This is a genomic window from Agreia sp. Leaf283 (assembly GCF_001422485.1).
In the GTDB taxonomy this organism is placed as follows: domain Bacteria; phylum Actinomycetota; class Actinomycetes; order Actinomycetales; family Microbacteriaceae; genus Agreia.
The window spans coordinates 1,014,702-1,029,534 of the sequence record NZ_LMNF01000002.1 but is presented as its reverse complement, the minus strand read 5'-3'; the positions used below and the strand labels follow the sequence as shown (position 1 = coordinate 1,029,534).

The 14,833-nt window shown below is 67.3% G+C and carries 13 protein-coding genes and 3 rRNA genes; 11 read left to right on the top strand and 5 right to left on the bottom strand.

What is annotated here, in order from left to right; translation table 11 throughout:
* The 5 genes from ASF51_RS19430 to ASF51_RS19645 all read left to right on the top strand — a co-directional run.
* Positions 1-232: ribosomal RNA gene (locus tag ASF51_RS19430) — 23S ribosomal RNA — on the top strand; the annotation flags it as partial.
* A gap of 146 nt (positions 233-378) precedes the next feature.
* A 5S ribosomal RNA gene (gene rrf / locus ASF51_RS13630) occupies positions 379-479 on the top strand.
* Positions 480-523: 44 nt separating this feature from the next.
* A 5S ribosomal RNA gene (gene rrf, locus ASF51_RS13625) occupies positions 524-640 on the top strand.
* A 102-nt stretch (positions 641-742) separates the two neighbouring features.
* Positions 743-2,449, top strand: a complete 1,707-nt coding sequence (locus ASF51_RS13620; RefSeq protein ID WP_055930616.1) for an AMP-binding protein — start codon at positions 743-745, stop codon at positions 2,447-2,449.
* 123 nt (positions 2,450-2,572) lie between these two features.
* A complete protein-coding gene (locus tag ASF51_RS19645) occupies positions 2,573-2,695 on the top strand; it encodes a hypothetical protein (RefSeq protein ID WP_255354436.1) in 123 nt (40 codons plus the stop codon).
* Positions 2,696-2,714: 19 nt separating this feature from the next.
* Here the strand turns inward: ASF51_RS19645 and ASF51_RS13615 are convergent, their stop codons facing one another.
* Complete coding sequence (locus tag ASF51_RS13615; protein WP_055930613.1) at positions 2,715-4,211, bottom strand: SDR family NAD(P)-dependent oxidoreductase; 1,497 nt, start codon at positions 4,209-4,211, stop codon at positions 2,715-2,717.
* 47 nt (positions 4,212-4,258) lie between these two features.
* Between ASF51_RS13615 and ASF51_RS13610 the strand changes: the two genes are divergently transcribed.
* Positions 4,259-4,726 carry an NUDIX domain-containing protein gene (locus ASF51_RS13610; protein ID WP_055930610.1) on the top strand — a complete coding sequence of 156 codons (468 nt, stop codon included), beginning with the start codon at positions 4,259-4,261 and terminating at the stop codon, positions 4,724-4,726.
* 31 nt (positions 4,727-4,757) lie between these two features.
* On the opposite strand, the gene ASF51_RS13605 is transcribed toward ASF51_RS13610, so the two are convergent.
* On the bottom strand, positions 4,758-5,192 hold the full coding sequence (locus ASF51_RS13605; protein WP_055930607.1) for a DUF3592 domain-containing protein: 435 nt from the start codon (positions 5,190-5,192) through the stop codon (positions 4,758-4,760).
* Positions 5,193-5,210: 18 nt separating this feature from the next.
* On the bottom strand, positions 5,211-7,691 hold the full coding sequence (locus ASF51_RS13600) for an ATP-dependent DNA ligase (RefSeq protein ID WP_055930604.1): 2,481 nt from the start codon (positions 7,689-7,691) through the stop codon (positions 5,211-5,213).
* A gap of 71 nt (positions 7,692-7,762) precedes the next feature.
* Here ASF51_RS13600 and ASF51_RS13595 point away from each other — a divergent pair, with 71 nt between their 5' ends.
* The 4 genes from ASF51_RS13595 to ASF51_RS13580 are packed head-to-tail and all read left to right on the top strand — an operon-like array spanning position 7,763 to position 11,554.
* Positions 7,763-8,680 (top strand): Ku protein, encoded by a 918-nt coding sequence (locus tag ASF51_RS13595; RefSeq protein WP_055930601.1) that lies wholly within the window; start codon positions 7,763-7,765, stop codon positions 8,678-8,680.
* Between the two features lie 9 nt (positions 8,681-8,689).
* Positions 8,690-9,844 carry an acyl-CoA dehydrogenase family protein gene (locus ASF51_RS13590; protein ID WP_055930599.1) on the top strand — a complete coding sequence of 385 codons (1,155 nt, stop codon included), beginning with the start codon at positions 8,690-8,692 and terminating at the stop codon, positions 9,842-9,844.
* A complete protein-coding gene (locus ASF51_RS13585) occupies positions 9,841-10,350 on the top strand; it encodes a gamma carbonic anhydrase family protein (RefSeq protein ID WP_055930596.1) in 510 nt (169 codons plus the stop codon). The genes ASF51_RS13590 and ASF51_RS13585 overlap by 4 nt, the downstream gene beginning before the upstream one ends.
* A complete protein-coding gene (locus ASF51_RS13580; protein WP_055930593.1) occupies positions 10,337-11,554 on the top strand; it encodes a glycoside hydrolase family 3 N-terminal domain-containing protein in 1,218 nt (405 codons plus the stop codon). The genes ASF51_RS13585 and ASF51_RS13580 overlap by 14 nt, the downstream gene beginning before the upstream one ends.
* A 21-nt stretch (positions 11,555-11,575) precedes the next feature.
* Here the strand turns inward: ASF51_RS13580 and ASF51_RS13575 are convergent, their stop codons facing one another.
* Both ASF51_RS13575 and ASF51_RS13570 read right to left on the bottom strand, forming a co-directional pair.
* On the bottom strand, positions 11,576-12,712 hold the full coding sequence (locus ASF51_RS13575; RefSeq protein WP_055930591.1) for a bifunctional 2-methylcitrate synthase/citrate synthase: 1,137 nt from the start codon (positions 12,710-12,712) through the stop codon (positions 11,576-11,578).
* A gap of 78 nt (positions 12,713-12,790) precedes the next feature.
* A complete protein-coding gene (locus ASF51_RS13570) occupies positions 12,791-13,663 on the bottom strand; it encodes a DUF4349 domain-containing protein (RefSeq protein ID WP_082479886.1) in 873 nt (290 codons plus the stop codon).
* Between the two features lie 111 nt (positions 13,664-13,774).
* On the opposite strand from ASF51_RS13570, the gene ASF51_RS13565 reads away from it, so the two are divergent.
* Positions 13,775-14,758 (top strand): aldo/keto reductase, encoded by a 984-nt coding sequence (locus tag ASF51_RS13565; protein WP_055930585.1) that lies wholly within the window; start codon positions 13,775-13,777, stop codon positions 14,756-14,758.
* The last annotated feature ends 75 nt before the right edge of the window (positions 14,759-14,833 follow it).

The following is a 14,833-nucleotide window of genomic DNA, read 5'->3' as shown; positions in this document are numbered from 1 at the left end:
ATCTACGGCGTCATCCCCGTTTCCAACTAAAGGAGCACCACCATGCAAGCCATTCAGAACGTCACCTAACCGCTGAAAGCATCTAAGCGGGAAGCCGTTCTCGAGATGAGATTTCCATACCATTATGGTGAGAGACTCCCAGCTAGACTACTGGGTTGATAGGCAGGATGTGGAAGTAGGGACTAAAGACCTACGGAGCTGACCTGTACTAATAAGTCGATAACTTGATAACACCCAAAATTTTGCGAAACGAAAAGCACTGCTTGCGTCCACTATGTGGTTCTCGATGTACGGTCGAGAACCAAACACACACAACACCATCGAAAGATGGATCGTTGTTGTCTGTTTGAAACTTCTAGATAGTTACATCTCTAGTGTTTCGGCGGCCATAGCGAGAGGGAAACGCCCGGTCACATTCCGAACCCGGAAGCTAAGACTCTCTGCGCCGATGGTACTGCAAGGGGAGCATGCCCCCGAAGCCGGNTGTCTGTTTGAAACTTCTAGATAGTTACATCTCTAGTGTTTCGGCGGCCATAGCGAGAGGGAAACGCCCGGTCACATTCCGAACCCGGAAGCTAAGACTCTCTGCGCCGATGGTACTGCAAGGGGGACCTTGTGGGAGAGTAGGACACCGCCGGACTCCTATTACACGAATGGCCACCCCACACGGGGTGGCCATTTCGCGTTTAACCACGACTGCCCGTAGAGCACGACCGTCTTGAGAGACGGGTAAAGTCGTAGGGTGCTCAGAGCAGAGAATCATCCCGAATCACCCCGACCATGGCTCGCGAGCTATCCGTCCGGACAGGACTCCGACATTCCGGAGATAACCTTCCGCTCGATTCCAGAACTCGTCGCGGCCACGTGCGAGAAGTTCGGCGATCAGCCGGCGTTCTCCAACATGGGGCACGCCCTGTCGTTCCGCGAGGTCGACCAGCTGTCCGACCGCATGGCCGCGTTCTACCAGAAGGAACTGGGCCTCGTTCCGGGCGACCGCATCGTCATCCAGCTGCCCAACCTGCTGCAGTTCCCTGTCGCGATGTTCGGGGCGCTGAAGGCGGGACTCGTCGTGGTCAATGCCAACCCGCTGTACACGGCCCATGAGCTCAAGTCGATTCTCGTCGACTCGGGTGCCGTGGCCATCGTCGTGCTCGAGAACTTCGCCGTGACACTCGATCAGGAGATCGGCGGCACAGACATCCGGCACGTCATCCTGACGTCCGTGGGCGACCTGCTGCCGCTGCCTCAGCGCGCTTTCACGAACTTCGCCGTGCGCTACGTCAAGAAGATGGTTCCCGCTCACTCGCTGGCGGGAACGATCTCCTTCCGCGACGCCCTCAGCAGGGGAGGGCAGCTCGTTCTCGACGCTCCGAGCCTCAACCCTGAGGACCTGGCCTTTCTGCAGTACACGGGCGGCACGACAGGCGGCACGAAGGCCGCCATGCTGACGCACCAGAACATGCTGGCGAACCAGTTCCAGATCATGGGGCCCATTCGCGTAGCGTTGCAGGAGGGCGCGGAGACGGTCATCGCCGCTCTTCCGCTGTACCACGTGTTCTGTCTGACGGTGAACTGCCTGGGCTTCTTCCACTTCGGGGCGCACAACGTGCTCATCACGAATCCCCGTGAGACGGATGCCCTCATCAAGACCGTCGCCAAGTACCGCCCGAGCGTCCTGATCCTCGTGAGCACACTCGCCGCCGCCCTGCTCGACAGGCCGAACTTCGACACGCTCGACTTCGCTCCGCTGAAGCTGAGCGTGGCCGGCGGCATGGCCCTGCGCACTCAGGTCGCCGAGGAGTGGGAGCGGCGAACGGGCACCCAGATGGTGGAGGGGTACGGCCTGACCGAGGCGTCTCCTGTCGTATCGGTCAACCCCACGGTCGGAACAGCGCGCCTCGGCACGATCGGTCTTCCTCTGCCCTCGACATATGTGGAGATCCGAGACGACGACGATCGTGCCGTTGCGCTCGGCGAACGCGGCGAGCTGGTGATCTCCGGCCCCCAGGTCATGAAGGGCTACTGGAACAAGCCCGAGCAGACCGCGAAGGCGATCGGGCCCGACGGATGGCTGCACACCGGTGACGTGGCGATCATGGACGCCGACGGCTACGTGACGATCGTGGACCGCATGAAGGACATGATCGTCGTGGGCGGCTTCAACGTGTATCCGGCAGAGGTCGAGGAGGCCGTGCTCAGCGATCCCCGGGTCAAGGAGGCGGGCGTCATCGGCGTGCACGACGAGCACTCCGGCGAGACCGTGAAGCTGTTCGTGGTGCGCCAGGATCCGTCGTTGACCGAGGGCGATATCCGCGGGTACCTCAAGGAGCGTCTGGCCGGCTACAAGCGGCCGAAGTACATCGTGTTCCGTGACGAGCTGCCCAAGACGAACGTGGGTAAGATCCTGAGGCGCGAGCTGCGTGAGCCGGGGGACTCGGGCTCGCGATAGTCTGGGACAACAGTCTTTTCCACGCGGCGTCAGCGGTGCCGCAATGACCGAACGGTAGTTGTTTCCATGAGAGTGATCGTCTTCGTCCTGTGCCTGGCTGCCTTCGTCGCCGGGATGGTTGTCATGGCGTACGCATTCGATGGCGAGGGCGGATTCTTGGCCGAGGTGTTCGTGGGCGGCGTGCTGCTCTCGTCGGCCGCGGTCTTCGTGCCCATGAGCGTTCTGCGGTGGCTCGACCGCGCCTAGCGCCGCCCGCCCGGCGCCGCTACCAGGCGGCGGGCTTGTAGTCCTTCAGGAAGACGCCGTGCAGGTCGACGCCCGCCTCGCCTTGCACGATGGGGTCGTATACCCGGGCCGCACCATCCACGAGGTCGAGCGGGGCGTGGAAGCCCTCCTCTGCCAGCCGCACCTTGGTGGGGTGGGGCCGCTCGTCGGTGATCCAGCCGGTGTCGACACTGGTCATCAGGATTCCGTCGTTCTCGAGCATCTCGCCGGCACTGGTGCGGGTGAGCATGTTCATCGCCGCCTTGGCCATGTTCGTGTGCGGATGCCCCGGGCCCTTGTAGCGACGGCCGAACTGGCCCTCCATCGCCGAGACGTTGACGATGTAGGTGCGTCGCGCGGGTGACGCCGCGAGCACGGGGCGCAGACGGCTCACCAGGATGAACGGTGCCGTGGTGTTGGCGAGCTGAACCTCGAGCATCTCGAGCGGGTCGACGTGCTCCACGTTCTGGGTCCAGCTGTTGACGTCGTGCAGGTCGGGGACGAGGCCGCCGGCGTCGATCGCGGTTCCGGCCGCGAGTCGGTCGAGCGAGCTCGATCCCGGCGCCATCGCGAGGCTGGTCAGCTCCGAGGCCGTGAGCTTGTCGGCGACGAGCGCGGTCGATCCGAGGATGGGGTGCGCGGCCACCGAGGCCGCCAGCGCCTGCGGGTGCGGATCGTTGGTGTGGCCGAAGGTGACCAGCTCGGGCAGGGGCCTGTCGGTGGGCAGCGGCTCCAGTTCGGCGTCGGTCAGCGGTGCGTACGACCCGGGGGAGCGCTTGACCGTCTGGGCGGCGTTGTTGATGAGGATGTCGAGGGGCCCGTCGGCGGCGACGGCATCGGCGAGGGCGATGACCTGGGCCGGATCCCGCAGATCGATGCCGACGACCTTGAGCCGATGCACCCATTCGGAGGCGTCGGGAAGGCTGGAGAAGCGGCGAACGGCGTCGCGCGGGAAGCGGGTCGTGATCGTGGTGTGCGCCCCGTCGCGCAGCAGACGGAGAGCGATATACATGCCGATTTTTGCGCGACCGCCCGTGAGCAGCGCCCGCTTGCCGGTGAGATCGGTGCGGGCGTCCCTCTTCGCGTGACTCATGGCCGCGCAGTCGGGGCAGAGCTGGTGGTAGAACGCGTCGACCACGGTGTAGTGCTGCTTGCAGATGTAGCAGGCGCGCGACTTGAGCAGCGTGCCGGCCGTCGGCGCCTCGGTGGCCGTGGCGAGCGGGATGCCCCGGGTCTCGTCGTCGATGCGATCGGATGCGCCGGTGGCGGTGGCGGCCACGACGGCTCTGTCGGCCGCGGCGATGCGGGCTCGCTTCTCCTGCCGGCCGTGGTTCTTGACGGCCTTGAACATCTTGGCTGTCGCGCGTCGCACGGCCACGAAATCCGGATGCTCCTGCTCGAGTGTGTGCAACTGCGCCAGCACCCGAAGGGTCACCTCGAGTTCGTCGGCGGTGAAGCCGCTCTGCGGCGCTTCGGGGTGCGGGGGGAGGTCTGTCATAACCGGTCGATTCTACCCGCGCCCGCTTGGCACCATAGTCTCGTCTTATGGCGACTCCAGATTTCGTATTGGCCCTGCGCGAGAAGATCGGCAACGCTCCTCTGTGGCTCTCCGGTATCACGGCCGTGGTCACGCATGAGGGCAGCGTGCTCATGGTGCGGCGTGCCGACAACGGCGCCTGGACTCCTGTCACGGGCATCATCGATCCCGGGGAGCAGCCCGCGACGGCGGCGGCCCGAGAGGTGCTCGAGGAGGCAGGGATCGTGGCCGTCGCCGAGCGGCTCTCCTGGGTGCACACCCTGCCGATGCTGACCTACGAGAACGGCGACCAGTCCGAGTACCTCGATCTCACGTTCCGCATGCGCTACGTCTCCGGCGACCCCTATCCGGCCGACGGGGAGAACACCGAGGCCCGCTGGTTCGCGCTCGACGCCCTGCCGGAGATGTCGCTCGACATGCGCACGCGCATCCGGTACGCCCTCGATGACATCGAGCCGGCCCGCTTCGAGCTGTAGAGCTGCAGAGCTGTAGAGCAGCAGAGCGCCGCTACTCGACGACGGCGATCACGATCGACAGCACGACGCTGAGCACTCCGACGCCGAGGAAGATGTAGCCGAGCAGGCGAAGAAGGTGTCCTTCCCTGTGCGCGGGGTCGGTGCGGGCCTGGTCGGGGCGTCTCGGGTTGACGAAGACGGTGACGTCGTCGCCCTCCTCGAGATGGGCAGTCTCCTCGGTGTCTGCGGGCAGCTCGTAGAGGTGGCCGTCGTCGCCCAGCCACCGGAAGACGTGGGCGGCCGAGTCGTCGCCACCCGCCGCATCCGGGATCGGCTGGCGAGAGACGATCACGGCCATGGTCTCGGTCCAGCCGCTGAACGCGAGTCGGCGAACGTAGCCGCCGATCAGAAGCGGCACGCCGATAATGAGGCCGACCCACGACAACACCTCCAAGACGAGCGAGGCTGCGTCGAGGGGGGTGGTCATGGAATCGATTTTAGGGGTCTAGGCGGGCCGTGGATCTTCGATCACGACGTCGTCGGGCTTCTTGTCGACGCGCCACCCTCGCCAGACCGGTTGGCGCAGGCGGTTCGTCAACGTCCACTCCGCGAATTCCACCTCTCCGACGTCGGACGGGGTGACCCAATGGGCGTCTCGCGCATCGGCGGCAGGAACATCTTCGGCGGGCGAGGTCTTGCGCTCCATCCGGGAGAACTTCGCCTGCAGCTCGGCGAGGTCCCGCTCGCTGAACCCCGTTCCGACGCGTCCGGCGTAGCGCAGCGCGCCGTCCTGAGGAACGGCCAGCAGCAGGGAGCCGATGGTGTTCGCTCGCCTGCCCGCCCCCGGCCTCCAGCCGACGACCACGACCTCCTGCGTCTTGTGGAGCTTGAGCTTGACCCACGCGGGCGACCGCTTGCCCGACCTGTAGGTGGAGTCGCGCTTCTTCGCTACGACGCCCTCCAGGTGGAGCTCGGCGCTCGCGGCGAGGGCCTCGTCGAGGTCGCCCTCGTAGGCGGGTGGACACTGCACGAGCGACGAGGTGTCGGTCTGCACGATCTCCTCCAGCGCCTCGCGTCTGAAGTCATAGTCCCGGGAGACGAGCGATTCGCTTCCCCGTTCGAGCGCATCGAAGACGAAGTAGTGGGCCCGCGTCTGGTCTATCGCGCGCTCGACCTCGGCCTTCTTCGTGAGCTTCATGCGGCCCTGGAGGCGTCCGAAATCGGGCCGGCCCCGGGAATCGAGTGCGACGATCTCGCCGTCGAGCACGCAGTCGACGGAGGCGTCGATCGAGTGCGCCACAGCCTCGGCGATGTCGGGGAAGCTGCGGGTGAGGTCATTGCCGTTGCGACTCGTGAGCCGAACGGCACCGCCCTCGACCCGGGCGATCGCGCGGATGCCGTCCCACTTCATCTCGAAGGCCCAGCCCGCGGGCGAGTCGTCGGCACGCACCGACTCCGCCGTTCCGAGCGTCGCCAGCATGGGCGACAGGGGTGCCTGCTTCGCGACCGGATGCGACGGGCCCGGTTGCGACGGGCCCGGTTGCGACGGGCCCGGTTGCGACGGGCCCGGTTGCGACGGGTCCGGTTGCTGCACCGGGTCCATCAGGTGGATCAGCCAGTTGTTCTCCGCCCGGCCGCTGCCCCCGGTGTGGATGAGCGCGAACCTGCGCGGCTCGCCGAGCCCCGACGGCTTCGTGCCGGTCAGGGTGGCGATCACCTCTTTTCCGTCGCGCCATTTCTCGAGTTCGTAGGTGCCGGCATCCCAGATGCTCACCTCGCCGCCGCCGTACTCGCCGGCCGGGATCGTGCCCTCGAACGAGCCGTAGGCGAGCGGGTGATCCTCGGTCTGCACAGCGAGGTGATTCTCTGTCTTCGAGGTCGGCACACCCTTCGGGAGGGCCCAGCTCACGAGCACACCGTCGTGCTCGAGCCGGAAGTCGTAGTGCAGGCGCCGAGCGTGATGCTCCTGGATGACGAAAGACTGCCCCTCCGTCGGCTCTGCGGCCTCGCTGGGCACGGGCTCGGGCGTCTTGGATGCGTCGCGCTTGCGCCTGTAGGTCGCGAGCCGGTCGGTCGTGGGCTCCAGCGCGTCGAGGTGCCCCTTCACCAGGTCGGCCAGCGGATCGCCTCGGCGCTTCACTCGCCGCAGCACCTCCTGGAAATCGAGCTGGGCGAGAGACGGGCTGGCCAGTTCGCGCCAGGTGCGGGGAGCTGCGACCATCGGATGCGAGCGGCCCCGCAGCGAGTACGGCGTGATCGTGGTCTTCGACCCGTTGTTCTGGCTCCAGTCGACGAGCACCTTGCCGCGGCGCAGCTCCTTCTTCATGTCGCTGACGATGAGGTCGGGATGAGCGGCCTCGAGGGCGCGGGCGAGCTCGTGGGCGACCGCGGAGACCTCGTCGGAGGTCTGCCCGCCATCGAGGGCGGCGTAGAGGTGGATTCCCTTCGACCCGCTCGTGACGGGCATGGGGTCGAGCCCCATGTCGCGCAGGATCGCGCGGGCCTCCCTCGCGACCTCCGCGCACTCCTGCAGGCCTGCACCATCTCCGGGGTCGAGGTCGAGCACGAGGCGGTCGGGGTTCTTCGGCTCGCCGGTTCGGGCGAAGCGCCACTGCGGAACGTGGATCTCGAGGGCCGCGATCTGGCCGAACCAGGTGAGGGTGGCGAGGTTGTTGACCAGGGGGTAGTCGTTCGAGTGGTTCTTGTGCTCGATCGTGCCGCGCGGAATCCAGTCGGGCGTCGAATCGTCGAGGTTCTTCTGGAAGAACATCTCGCCCGGATGCTCGTCGGTGCCGACGCCGTTGACCCACCTCTTGCGTGTGGCGGGCCTCGCTCGCGAGTGCGGGATCAGCACGTGGGCGATCGACGCGTAGTAGTCGAGCACCTCGCCCTTCGTCGTGCCCGTCTCGGGGTACAGCACCTTGTCGAGGTTGGTCAGGGTGAGGCGCTGTCCGCCCACCGACACCACCTGTTTCGTCGCGCTCATGCTGACATTCTCCTCACGCCGCGAGGGTCAAGGGCTAGTGCTTGCGCCGTAAGAGGAGTTCACTCGTGTCTATGAGAGCGATCTGGAAAGGCGCCGTCACGTTCGGCCTCGTGAACGTGCCGGTCAAGGTGTACGCCGCGACGGAAGACCACGACCTCGCGCTCCACCAGGTGCACGACGAGGACGGCGGGCGCATCCGGTACCAGCGGCGCTGCGAGATCTGCGGCAAGGTCGTGGACTACGCCCACATCGACAAGGCGTACGACGACGGCGAACGCACCGTCGTGCTCACGGGAGACGACTTGGCGAGCCTGCCCGAGGAGAAGAGCCGCGAGATCGATGTCGTCGAGTTCGTGCCGAGCGACCAGATCGACCCGATCATGCTCGACCGCAGCTACTTCCTCGAACCCGACTCCTCGTCGGCCAAGTCGTACGTGCTGCTGCGGCGCACTCTCGAGCAGACCGACCGCACCGCGATCGTGCACTTCGCCCTGCGTCAGAAGACGCGACTCGGAGCTCTGCGGGTGCACGGCGACGTTCTGATGCTGCAGTCCCTGCTCTGGTCGGACGAGGTGCGCGAGGCGACGTTTCCCGCTCTCGACGAACGGGTGCGCATCACCGCGAAGGAGCTCGAGATGTCGAGCGCACTCGTCGACAGCTTCGCCAGCGACTTCTCGCCAGAGGACTTCACCGACGACTACCAGGAGCAGCTGCGGACGCTCATTGAGGCCAAACTCGAGCAGGGCGAGGCCCTCGACACCGAGGCGACGTTCGGCGAGCAGCCCGAGAAGGAGTCCGGCGGCGAGGTGATCGACCTCATGGAGGCGTTGAGGCGCAGCGTCGAGCGGAACGCCGCGAAGAAGACGTCGACGAAGAAGTCGCCGGCGAAGAAACCGGCGGCCAAGAAGAGCCCGACCACGAAGACCCCTGCCGCGAAGAAGCCCGCTGCGAAGAAGGAGCCGGCGGCCGCGAAGAAGCGCCGGGCGTAGTGTGGGTGGGTGTCCTCCCCGCTGATCCCCGACGACGTGATCGAACGCATCCGTTCGCGCGCAGCCGGCTACGACCGTGACAACGCTTTTCCGCACGACGACCTCGACGAGCTGACCCGCCTCGGCTACCTGCGCTTGTTCTCACCGATCGCGCGCGGCGGGCTCGGGCTGGGCCTCGCCGAGGTCGCCCGCGCGCAGCGTCGCCTCGCCGCGGCCGCGCCCGCCACGGCCCTGGCCATCAACATGCACCTCGTGTGGACGGGCGTGGCGAAGGCGCTGCACGACAGAGGAGACGACTCGCTGGCCTTCGTGCTCGACGAGGCGGTTCAGGGCGAGATCTTCGCGTTCGGCAACAGTGAGGCCGGCAACGACCTGGTTCTGCTCGACTCGCGCACCCGCGCCGACGCCCACCCCGACGGGTCGTACTCGTTCACGGGGCGCAAGATTTTCACCTCGCTGTCGCCGGTGTGGACGAGGCTCGGCGTGTTCGGTCGCGACGACACGAGCCCGGATGCGCCCAAGCTCGTGCACGCGTTCATCGACAGGGCCGCCGACGGATACCGCATAGACGAGGACTGGGACACGCTCGGCATGCGCGCGACCCAGAGCCACACGACGATCCTCGAGGGAGTGACAGCGCCGGCCGACCGGGTGTTCCGCCGCATCGCGCCGGGGCCGAGCGCGGACCCGCTGGTCTTCGCCATCTTCGCGAACTTCGAGGTGCTCGTCGCCGCCGTGTATGCCGGCATCGCCGACCGTGCGCTCGAGCTCGCCGTCGAGGCGGCCCACCGCCGCACGAGCCTGAAGTCGGGAGGCCGACCCTACGCATCCGACCCCGACATCAGGCATCGGGTGGCCGAGGCGGGCATCGCGCTCGACGCGCTCGCGCCGCAGATCGACCGGATGGCGCAGGATGTCGACGGTCTCGTCGACCACGGCGCCGCCTGGTTCGCGAAGCTGGTCGGGCTCAAGGTGCGCGCGACCGAGACCGCGCGGCTCGTGGTGGACCAGGCGATTCGAGTGACCGGCGGCTCGGCCATGTCGAACTCGAGCGAGCTGGGGCGCCTCTACCGCGACGTGCTCGCCGGGCTGTTCCATCCGTCCGACGATGAGTCCGCCCACGCGACTGTTGCCAACTCACTGCTGGGGCCGGTGGCCGAATGAGTCTGCTATCGTTCGACGGCCACGCGCCGCAGGCGGCCGAGACGACCTGGCTCSCCCCCACGAGCACCGTCGTCGGTCGGGTTCGGCTGGGTGCCGACAGCAGCGTCTTCTTCGGCGCCGTGCTGCGGGGCGACTCCGCCGACATCACCGTGGGGGAGCGCAGCAACCTGCAGGACAACGTCGTGGTTCACGCGGATCCCGGTTATCCGACTCTCGTCGGCGACGGGGTGAGCGTGGGACACGGCGCGGTGCTGCACGGCTGCACAGTCGGAGACGACAGCCTCGTCGGCATGAACGCCACGGTCTTGAATGGCGCAGTGGTCGGCGCGAACTGCCTCATCGCCGCCGGAGCGGTCGTGCTCGAGGGCACTGTCATTCCCGACGGCTCGCTGGTGGCCGGAGTGCCGGGCAAGGTACGTCGCGAGTTGAGCGCAGACGAGCGCGAGGGCATCCGTGCCAACGCCAGGCACTACGTCGAGCTCTCCCGGGCCTATGGTGCGTCGTAGTCTCGCCACGCTGCCCGCAATCGTCTGTCTCGCTCTGCTCCTGAGCTCGTGCACGTCGTTCCCGGGCGGCCCGTATGCAGGAGCAGACACCGGGCCGGCGCAGTCGCCATCATCGTCGTCGTCGGCGACGCCCGAGCCGGCGGCCGCCCAGCCCGCGCCATCCGTCGACGAGTTGACGGCCCAGTACGTCGCAGTGCGACTCGACGCGATGACCCTGCAGCAGAAGGTCGCCTCGATGTTCATCGTGCGCGCGCCCGGTGTCGACGGGCCGGCGTGGCAGGCCACGGTGTCGTCGAGGGGACTGGGAGGTCTCATCCTCATGGGGGACAACGTGCCGGCGACACCGGAGGAACTGGCCGCCCTCACGGCGGGTGTCTCGTCGGGCGGCGCGGGCCTGGCTCCGCTTATCGCCATCGACGAGGAGGGCGGCGACGTCACACGGTTGCCCTACGACGGCTTCGCCGGCGCCGACACCCTGTCTGCCGAGCCCGAGTCGGCCACGCAGGACGCGTTCACCGGCAGGTCGGAACTGCTCGCCGCATCCGGTGTCTCGGTCAATTTCGGCGTCGTCGCCGACGTCACGGCCGACCCTTCCTCGTTCATGTTCAGCCGGGTGCTGGGCGGCGATGCAGCGGCAGCGTCGCCGCGAGTGGCGGCCGCCGTGGCCGGCGAGAACGGTCGCGTCTTCAGCACGCTCAAGCACTTTCCCGGTCACGGCGAGACGACGGGCGACTCCCATTCCAGCGTGCCGCAGAGCGACGTCGACCTGGGCGGATGGCGCGCACGCGATGCGCCGTCGTTCCAGGCCGGCATCGACGCCGGTGCCGAACTCGTGATGTTCGGCCATCTGGCCTACACGCCTGTGGACGCGCAGCCCGCGAGCCTCTCCGCGACCTGGCACTCCGTGCTGCGCGACGAGCTGGGCTTCACGGGGGTGACCGTCACCGACGATATGGGCATGCTCGAGGCCTCAGGGATACCCGAGTACGCGAATCCCGACGAGAACGCCATCAGGGCCGTGGCAGCCGGCAACGACCTGCTGCTCTACGTGACGCCGGGAGACGTGGATGCGATGATCGCCGCGGTCGTCGGCGCCGTCGAGTCGGGCCGGATCGATGCGGCGATCATCGACGACGCGGTGACCCGCGACCTCGAGCTGCGGCGCGAACTCTGGCTGCGCCAGCACCCGGAACTGTCCTTCTAAGACCTCAGCAGGTGCTGATCGTCAGCCCTCGACGTGCCGCTCGTCGGGGCCCGAGTAGGCGCTCAGCGGGCGGATCAACGAGTTCGAGGCACGCTGCTCCATGATGTGCGCAGTCCACCCCACGACGCGGCTCGCAACGAACAGCGGCGTGAACGTCTCGGTGTCGAAACCCATGAGGTGATACGCCGGGCCCGACGGGTAGTCGAGGTTCGGCAGGATGTTCTTGCGCGCGGTCATGGTGGTCTCGAGCGCATCGTAGAGGGCGCCGAGGTCGGGACGGTCGTAGTGCTCGAGGAGCGCGTCGAGGCTCGTCTTCATCGTGGGCACGCGCGAGTCGCCGTGCTTGTAGACGCGGTGGCCGAAGCCCATGATCTTGCGCTTTTCGGCGAGGGCGGTGTCGAGCCACGCGGCCGCCTTGTCTGCACGGCCGACCTCGTCGAAGGTGTGCATCACGGCTTCGTTGGCGCCACCGTGCAGCGGGCCCTTGAGCGCGCCGATACCGCCGACGACCGCCGAATAGAGGTCGGCGAGCGTCGACGTGATGACCCGGGTCGTGAAGGTCGACGCATTGAACGAGTGCTCGGCGTACAGGATCATCGACACGTCGAACGCGTCGACCACGACCAGCTCGGGAACGTCGCCGAAGGTCATGTGCAGGAAGTTCGCCGAGTAGCCCAGATCGTCGCGCGGCTCGACGACATCGTCGCCGTGGCGTCGCCTCTGGTCGTAGGCCACGATCGCGGGGATGCGCGCGTAGAGGCCGATCGCCTTCTCGAGCTCGGCCTCGGGCGAGTCATCGGATGCCCGGGGGTCGCTCGCGCCGATGACGCTCACGGCCGTGCGCAGCACGTCCATCGGATGCGCCGTCAGCGGCAGCTCGTCGATGATGCGTCGCACGGCGACGGGCAGGGCGCGCTGGGCCCGTTCGAGACGCTCGAAGTCGGCGAGCTGCTCGTCGGTCGGCAGCTCGCCGTGCCATAGGAGATAGGCGACCTGCTCGAAGGAGCAGAGGGCGGCCAGTTCCTGTACGGGGTAGCCGCGGTACAGCAGGGAGTTGGTCTCGGGATTGACCTTGGAGATGGAGGTCGTGTCGACCACGACCCCGGCCAGACCCTTGTGGATGCGAGGTTCTTCTGCGGTGGCGGGTGAATCTGACACGGTGAGCTCCTTCGCAAGACGGCGGCGTCCTCCAGATCGGAGGGCGCCGCCGCCATGCTATCGAACGCGGGTGTCAGATCAATCGGCCGACGGAGGGGGAGTGGGAGTGGGAGTGGGAGTGGGAGCGCGTCGGGACGCCACGCGGACGATGATGACGGTGATCGCGGCGAGCACCGCGAGCACGAGGAGCCAGGGAAGGGCGACACCGATCGCGACGAGCCCGCCACCGAGAGCGGCGAGGAGCGAGTTCCAGCCCACGACGAGGCCGCCCCAGAAGTCCTTCGGCCCGCCCGCGGGCACGGCGCCGGATTCGTAGAGCTGCAGGTCGATCGTCGAGTAGGCGACCTGGTCCGCCAGCAAGTCGCGCTGCGCCTTCAGGGAGTCGAGGTCCGCCTGCCGGGTCGAGATCGCCGTCTCCAGTGTGATCAGGTCGTCGATGTCTGTGGCGGCGGCCATCAGGTCGAGCAGACGGTCGACCGATCCCTGCATGGCCGTGATTCGGGCATCCAGATCGGTGGTCTGCGAGGTGACGTCAGTCGACGAGATCGACACCGACTCGACCGTGCCGAGTTTCTTCAGCTCGTCGAGCGTCTGGGTGACCTGGTCTTCGGGCACCCGGATCGTGAGCTGCGCGCTCGCGGACTGGGATCCGGTGCCGGCCTGCTCGGATCGGTTGTCGATGTGTCCGCCGTGCGTCTCGACCACCTCGGCGGCATCGGCGCTCGCGGCGGCCGGATCGCTGACGCTGATCGAGACCCAGCCGGTCGTGATGACCTGCGCATCCGCCTGCACGGAGCCGTCTTCGGCGGTGCCCGAGGCCGACTTGTCCTGCTGGGGCGACACGGGCCGTCCGCCCTCGGACGGGGAGGACGTTCCAGAGGAACTCGAGCACCCGGCGAGAAGCAGGAGTGCGGCGGCCGAGGCGACGGCGGTGAGCGCGAATCTCTTCATGACGCTCACGCTAGGGACGGTTGTCTGGGAGCGGAGTGAGCGAGACCCGATGGTTACGCTCTCGTTATGGCCCCGTTATGGGCGAGCAGCGGCACCGCCTAGGCTCGGCGCATGGACTATCGCACCCTCGGACGAACTGGACGAACCGTATCGAGCATCGGACTCGGCACCTGGCAGCTCGGAGCGGACTGGGGTGACGTCAGCGCGGCCGAGGCCCACGCCGTTCTCGACGCCGCCGTCGAGTCGGGCGTCACCTTCTTCGACACCGCCGACGTCTACGGAGACGGGCGCAGCGAACAGCTGATCGGGGAGTACCTCGAGGCGCATCCCGACAGCGAGGTGACCGTCGCGACCAAGATGGGCCGCCGCGAGGCGCAGGATGCCGAGAACTTCACTCTCGAGAAGTTCCGCGAGTGGACCGATCGGTCGAGGCGCAACCTGAACGTGCAGACGCTCGACCTCGTGCAGCTTCACTGCCCACCCACCTCGGTCCTCTCCTCCGATGCCGTCTACGACGCTCTCGACACCCTCATCGACGACGGCGTCATCGCCAACTACGGAGTGAGCGTCGAGACGTGCGACGAGGCACTGGCGGCCATCGCGCGGCCCGGCACCGCCACGGTGCAGATCATCCTGAACGCGTTCCGGCTGAAGCCGCTCGACGCCGTTCTTCCGGCTGCGCTCGAGGCCGGCGTGGGGATCATCGCCCGTGTGCCCCTCGCATCCGGTCTGCTCAGCGGCCGCTACACGGCCGACACGGTCTTCGCCGCCGACGACCACCGCACCTACAACCGTGACGGCAGCGCCTTCGATGTCGGCGAGACCTTCTCCGGTGTCGACTTCGCCTCCGGCGTCGCGGCGGCTCAGGAGTTCTCCGCGCTCGTTCCCGACGGCACGACTTCCGCCGCGGCCGCCCTGGCCTGGGTCGCATCGCGCCCGGGTGTCAGCACCGTCATTCCGGGGGCGCGCAACGTGGCGCAGGCCCGGGCGAACGCCGCTGCCGGTTCGGTGGGATACCTCGGCGAGGCATTCGAAGACGGCGTGACGAGCATCTACGACCGGTACTTCCGCGAGGCCGTGCACGGGCGTTGGTGACAAGCTGCTGGGCGTGAGCGCCCGGCGGCGTGTTGCTGCGCGCCGGTCTCCGTGCTCGGGGCTACTTTCGTAGGC

Coding starts and splice junctions, on each gene's coding strand:
- ASF51_RS13605 (WP_055930607.1), bottom strand. CDS start 5,192: ATGACCACCCCCCTCGACGCAGCCTCGCTCGTCTTGGAGGTGTTGTCG.
- ASF51_RS13610 (WP_055930610.1), top strand. CDS start 4,259: ATGGCGACTCCAGATTTCGTATTGGCCCTGCGCGAGAAGATCGGCAAC.
- ASF51_RS13580 (WP_055930593.1), top strand. CDS start 10,337: ATGGTGCGTCGTAGTCTCGCCACGCTGCCCGCAATCGTCTGTCTCGCT.
- ASF51_RS13615 (WP_055930613.1), bottom strand. CDS start 4,211: ATGACAGACCTCCCCCCGCACCCCGAAGCGCCGCAGAGCGGCTTCACC.
- ASF51_RS13595 (WP_055930601.1), top strand. CDS start 7,763: ATGAGAGCGATCTGGAAAGGCGCCGTCACGTTCGGCCTCGTGAACGTG.
- ASF51_RS13565 (WP_055930585.1), top strand. CDS start 13,775: ATGGACTATCGCACCCTCGGACGAACTGGACGAACCGTATCGAGCATC.
- ASF51_RS19645 (WP_255354436.1), top strand. CDS start 2,573: ATGGCGTACGCATTCGATGGCGAGGGCGGATTCTTGGCCGAGGTGTTC.
- ASF51_RS13570 (WP_082479886.1), bottom strand. CDS start 13,663: ATGAAGAGATTCGCGCTCACCGCCGTCGCCTCGGCCGCCGCACTCCTG.
- ASF51_RS13600 (WP_055930604.1), bottom strand. CDS start 7,691: ATGAGCGCGACGAAACAGGTGGTGTCGGTGGGCGGACAGCGCCTCACC.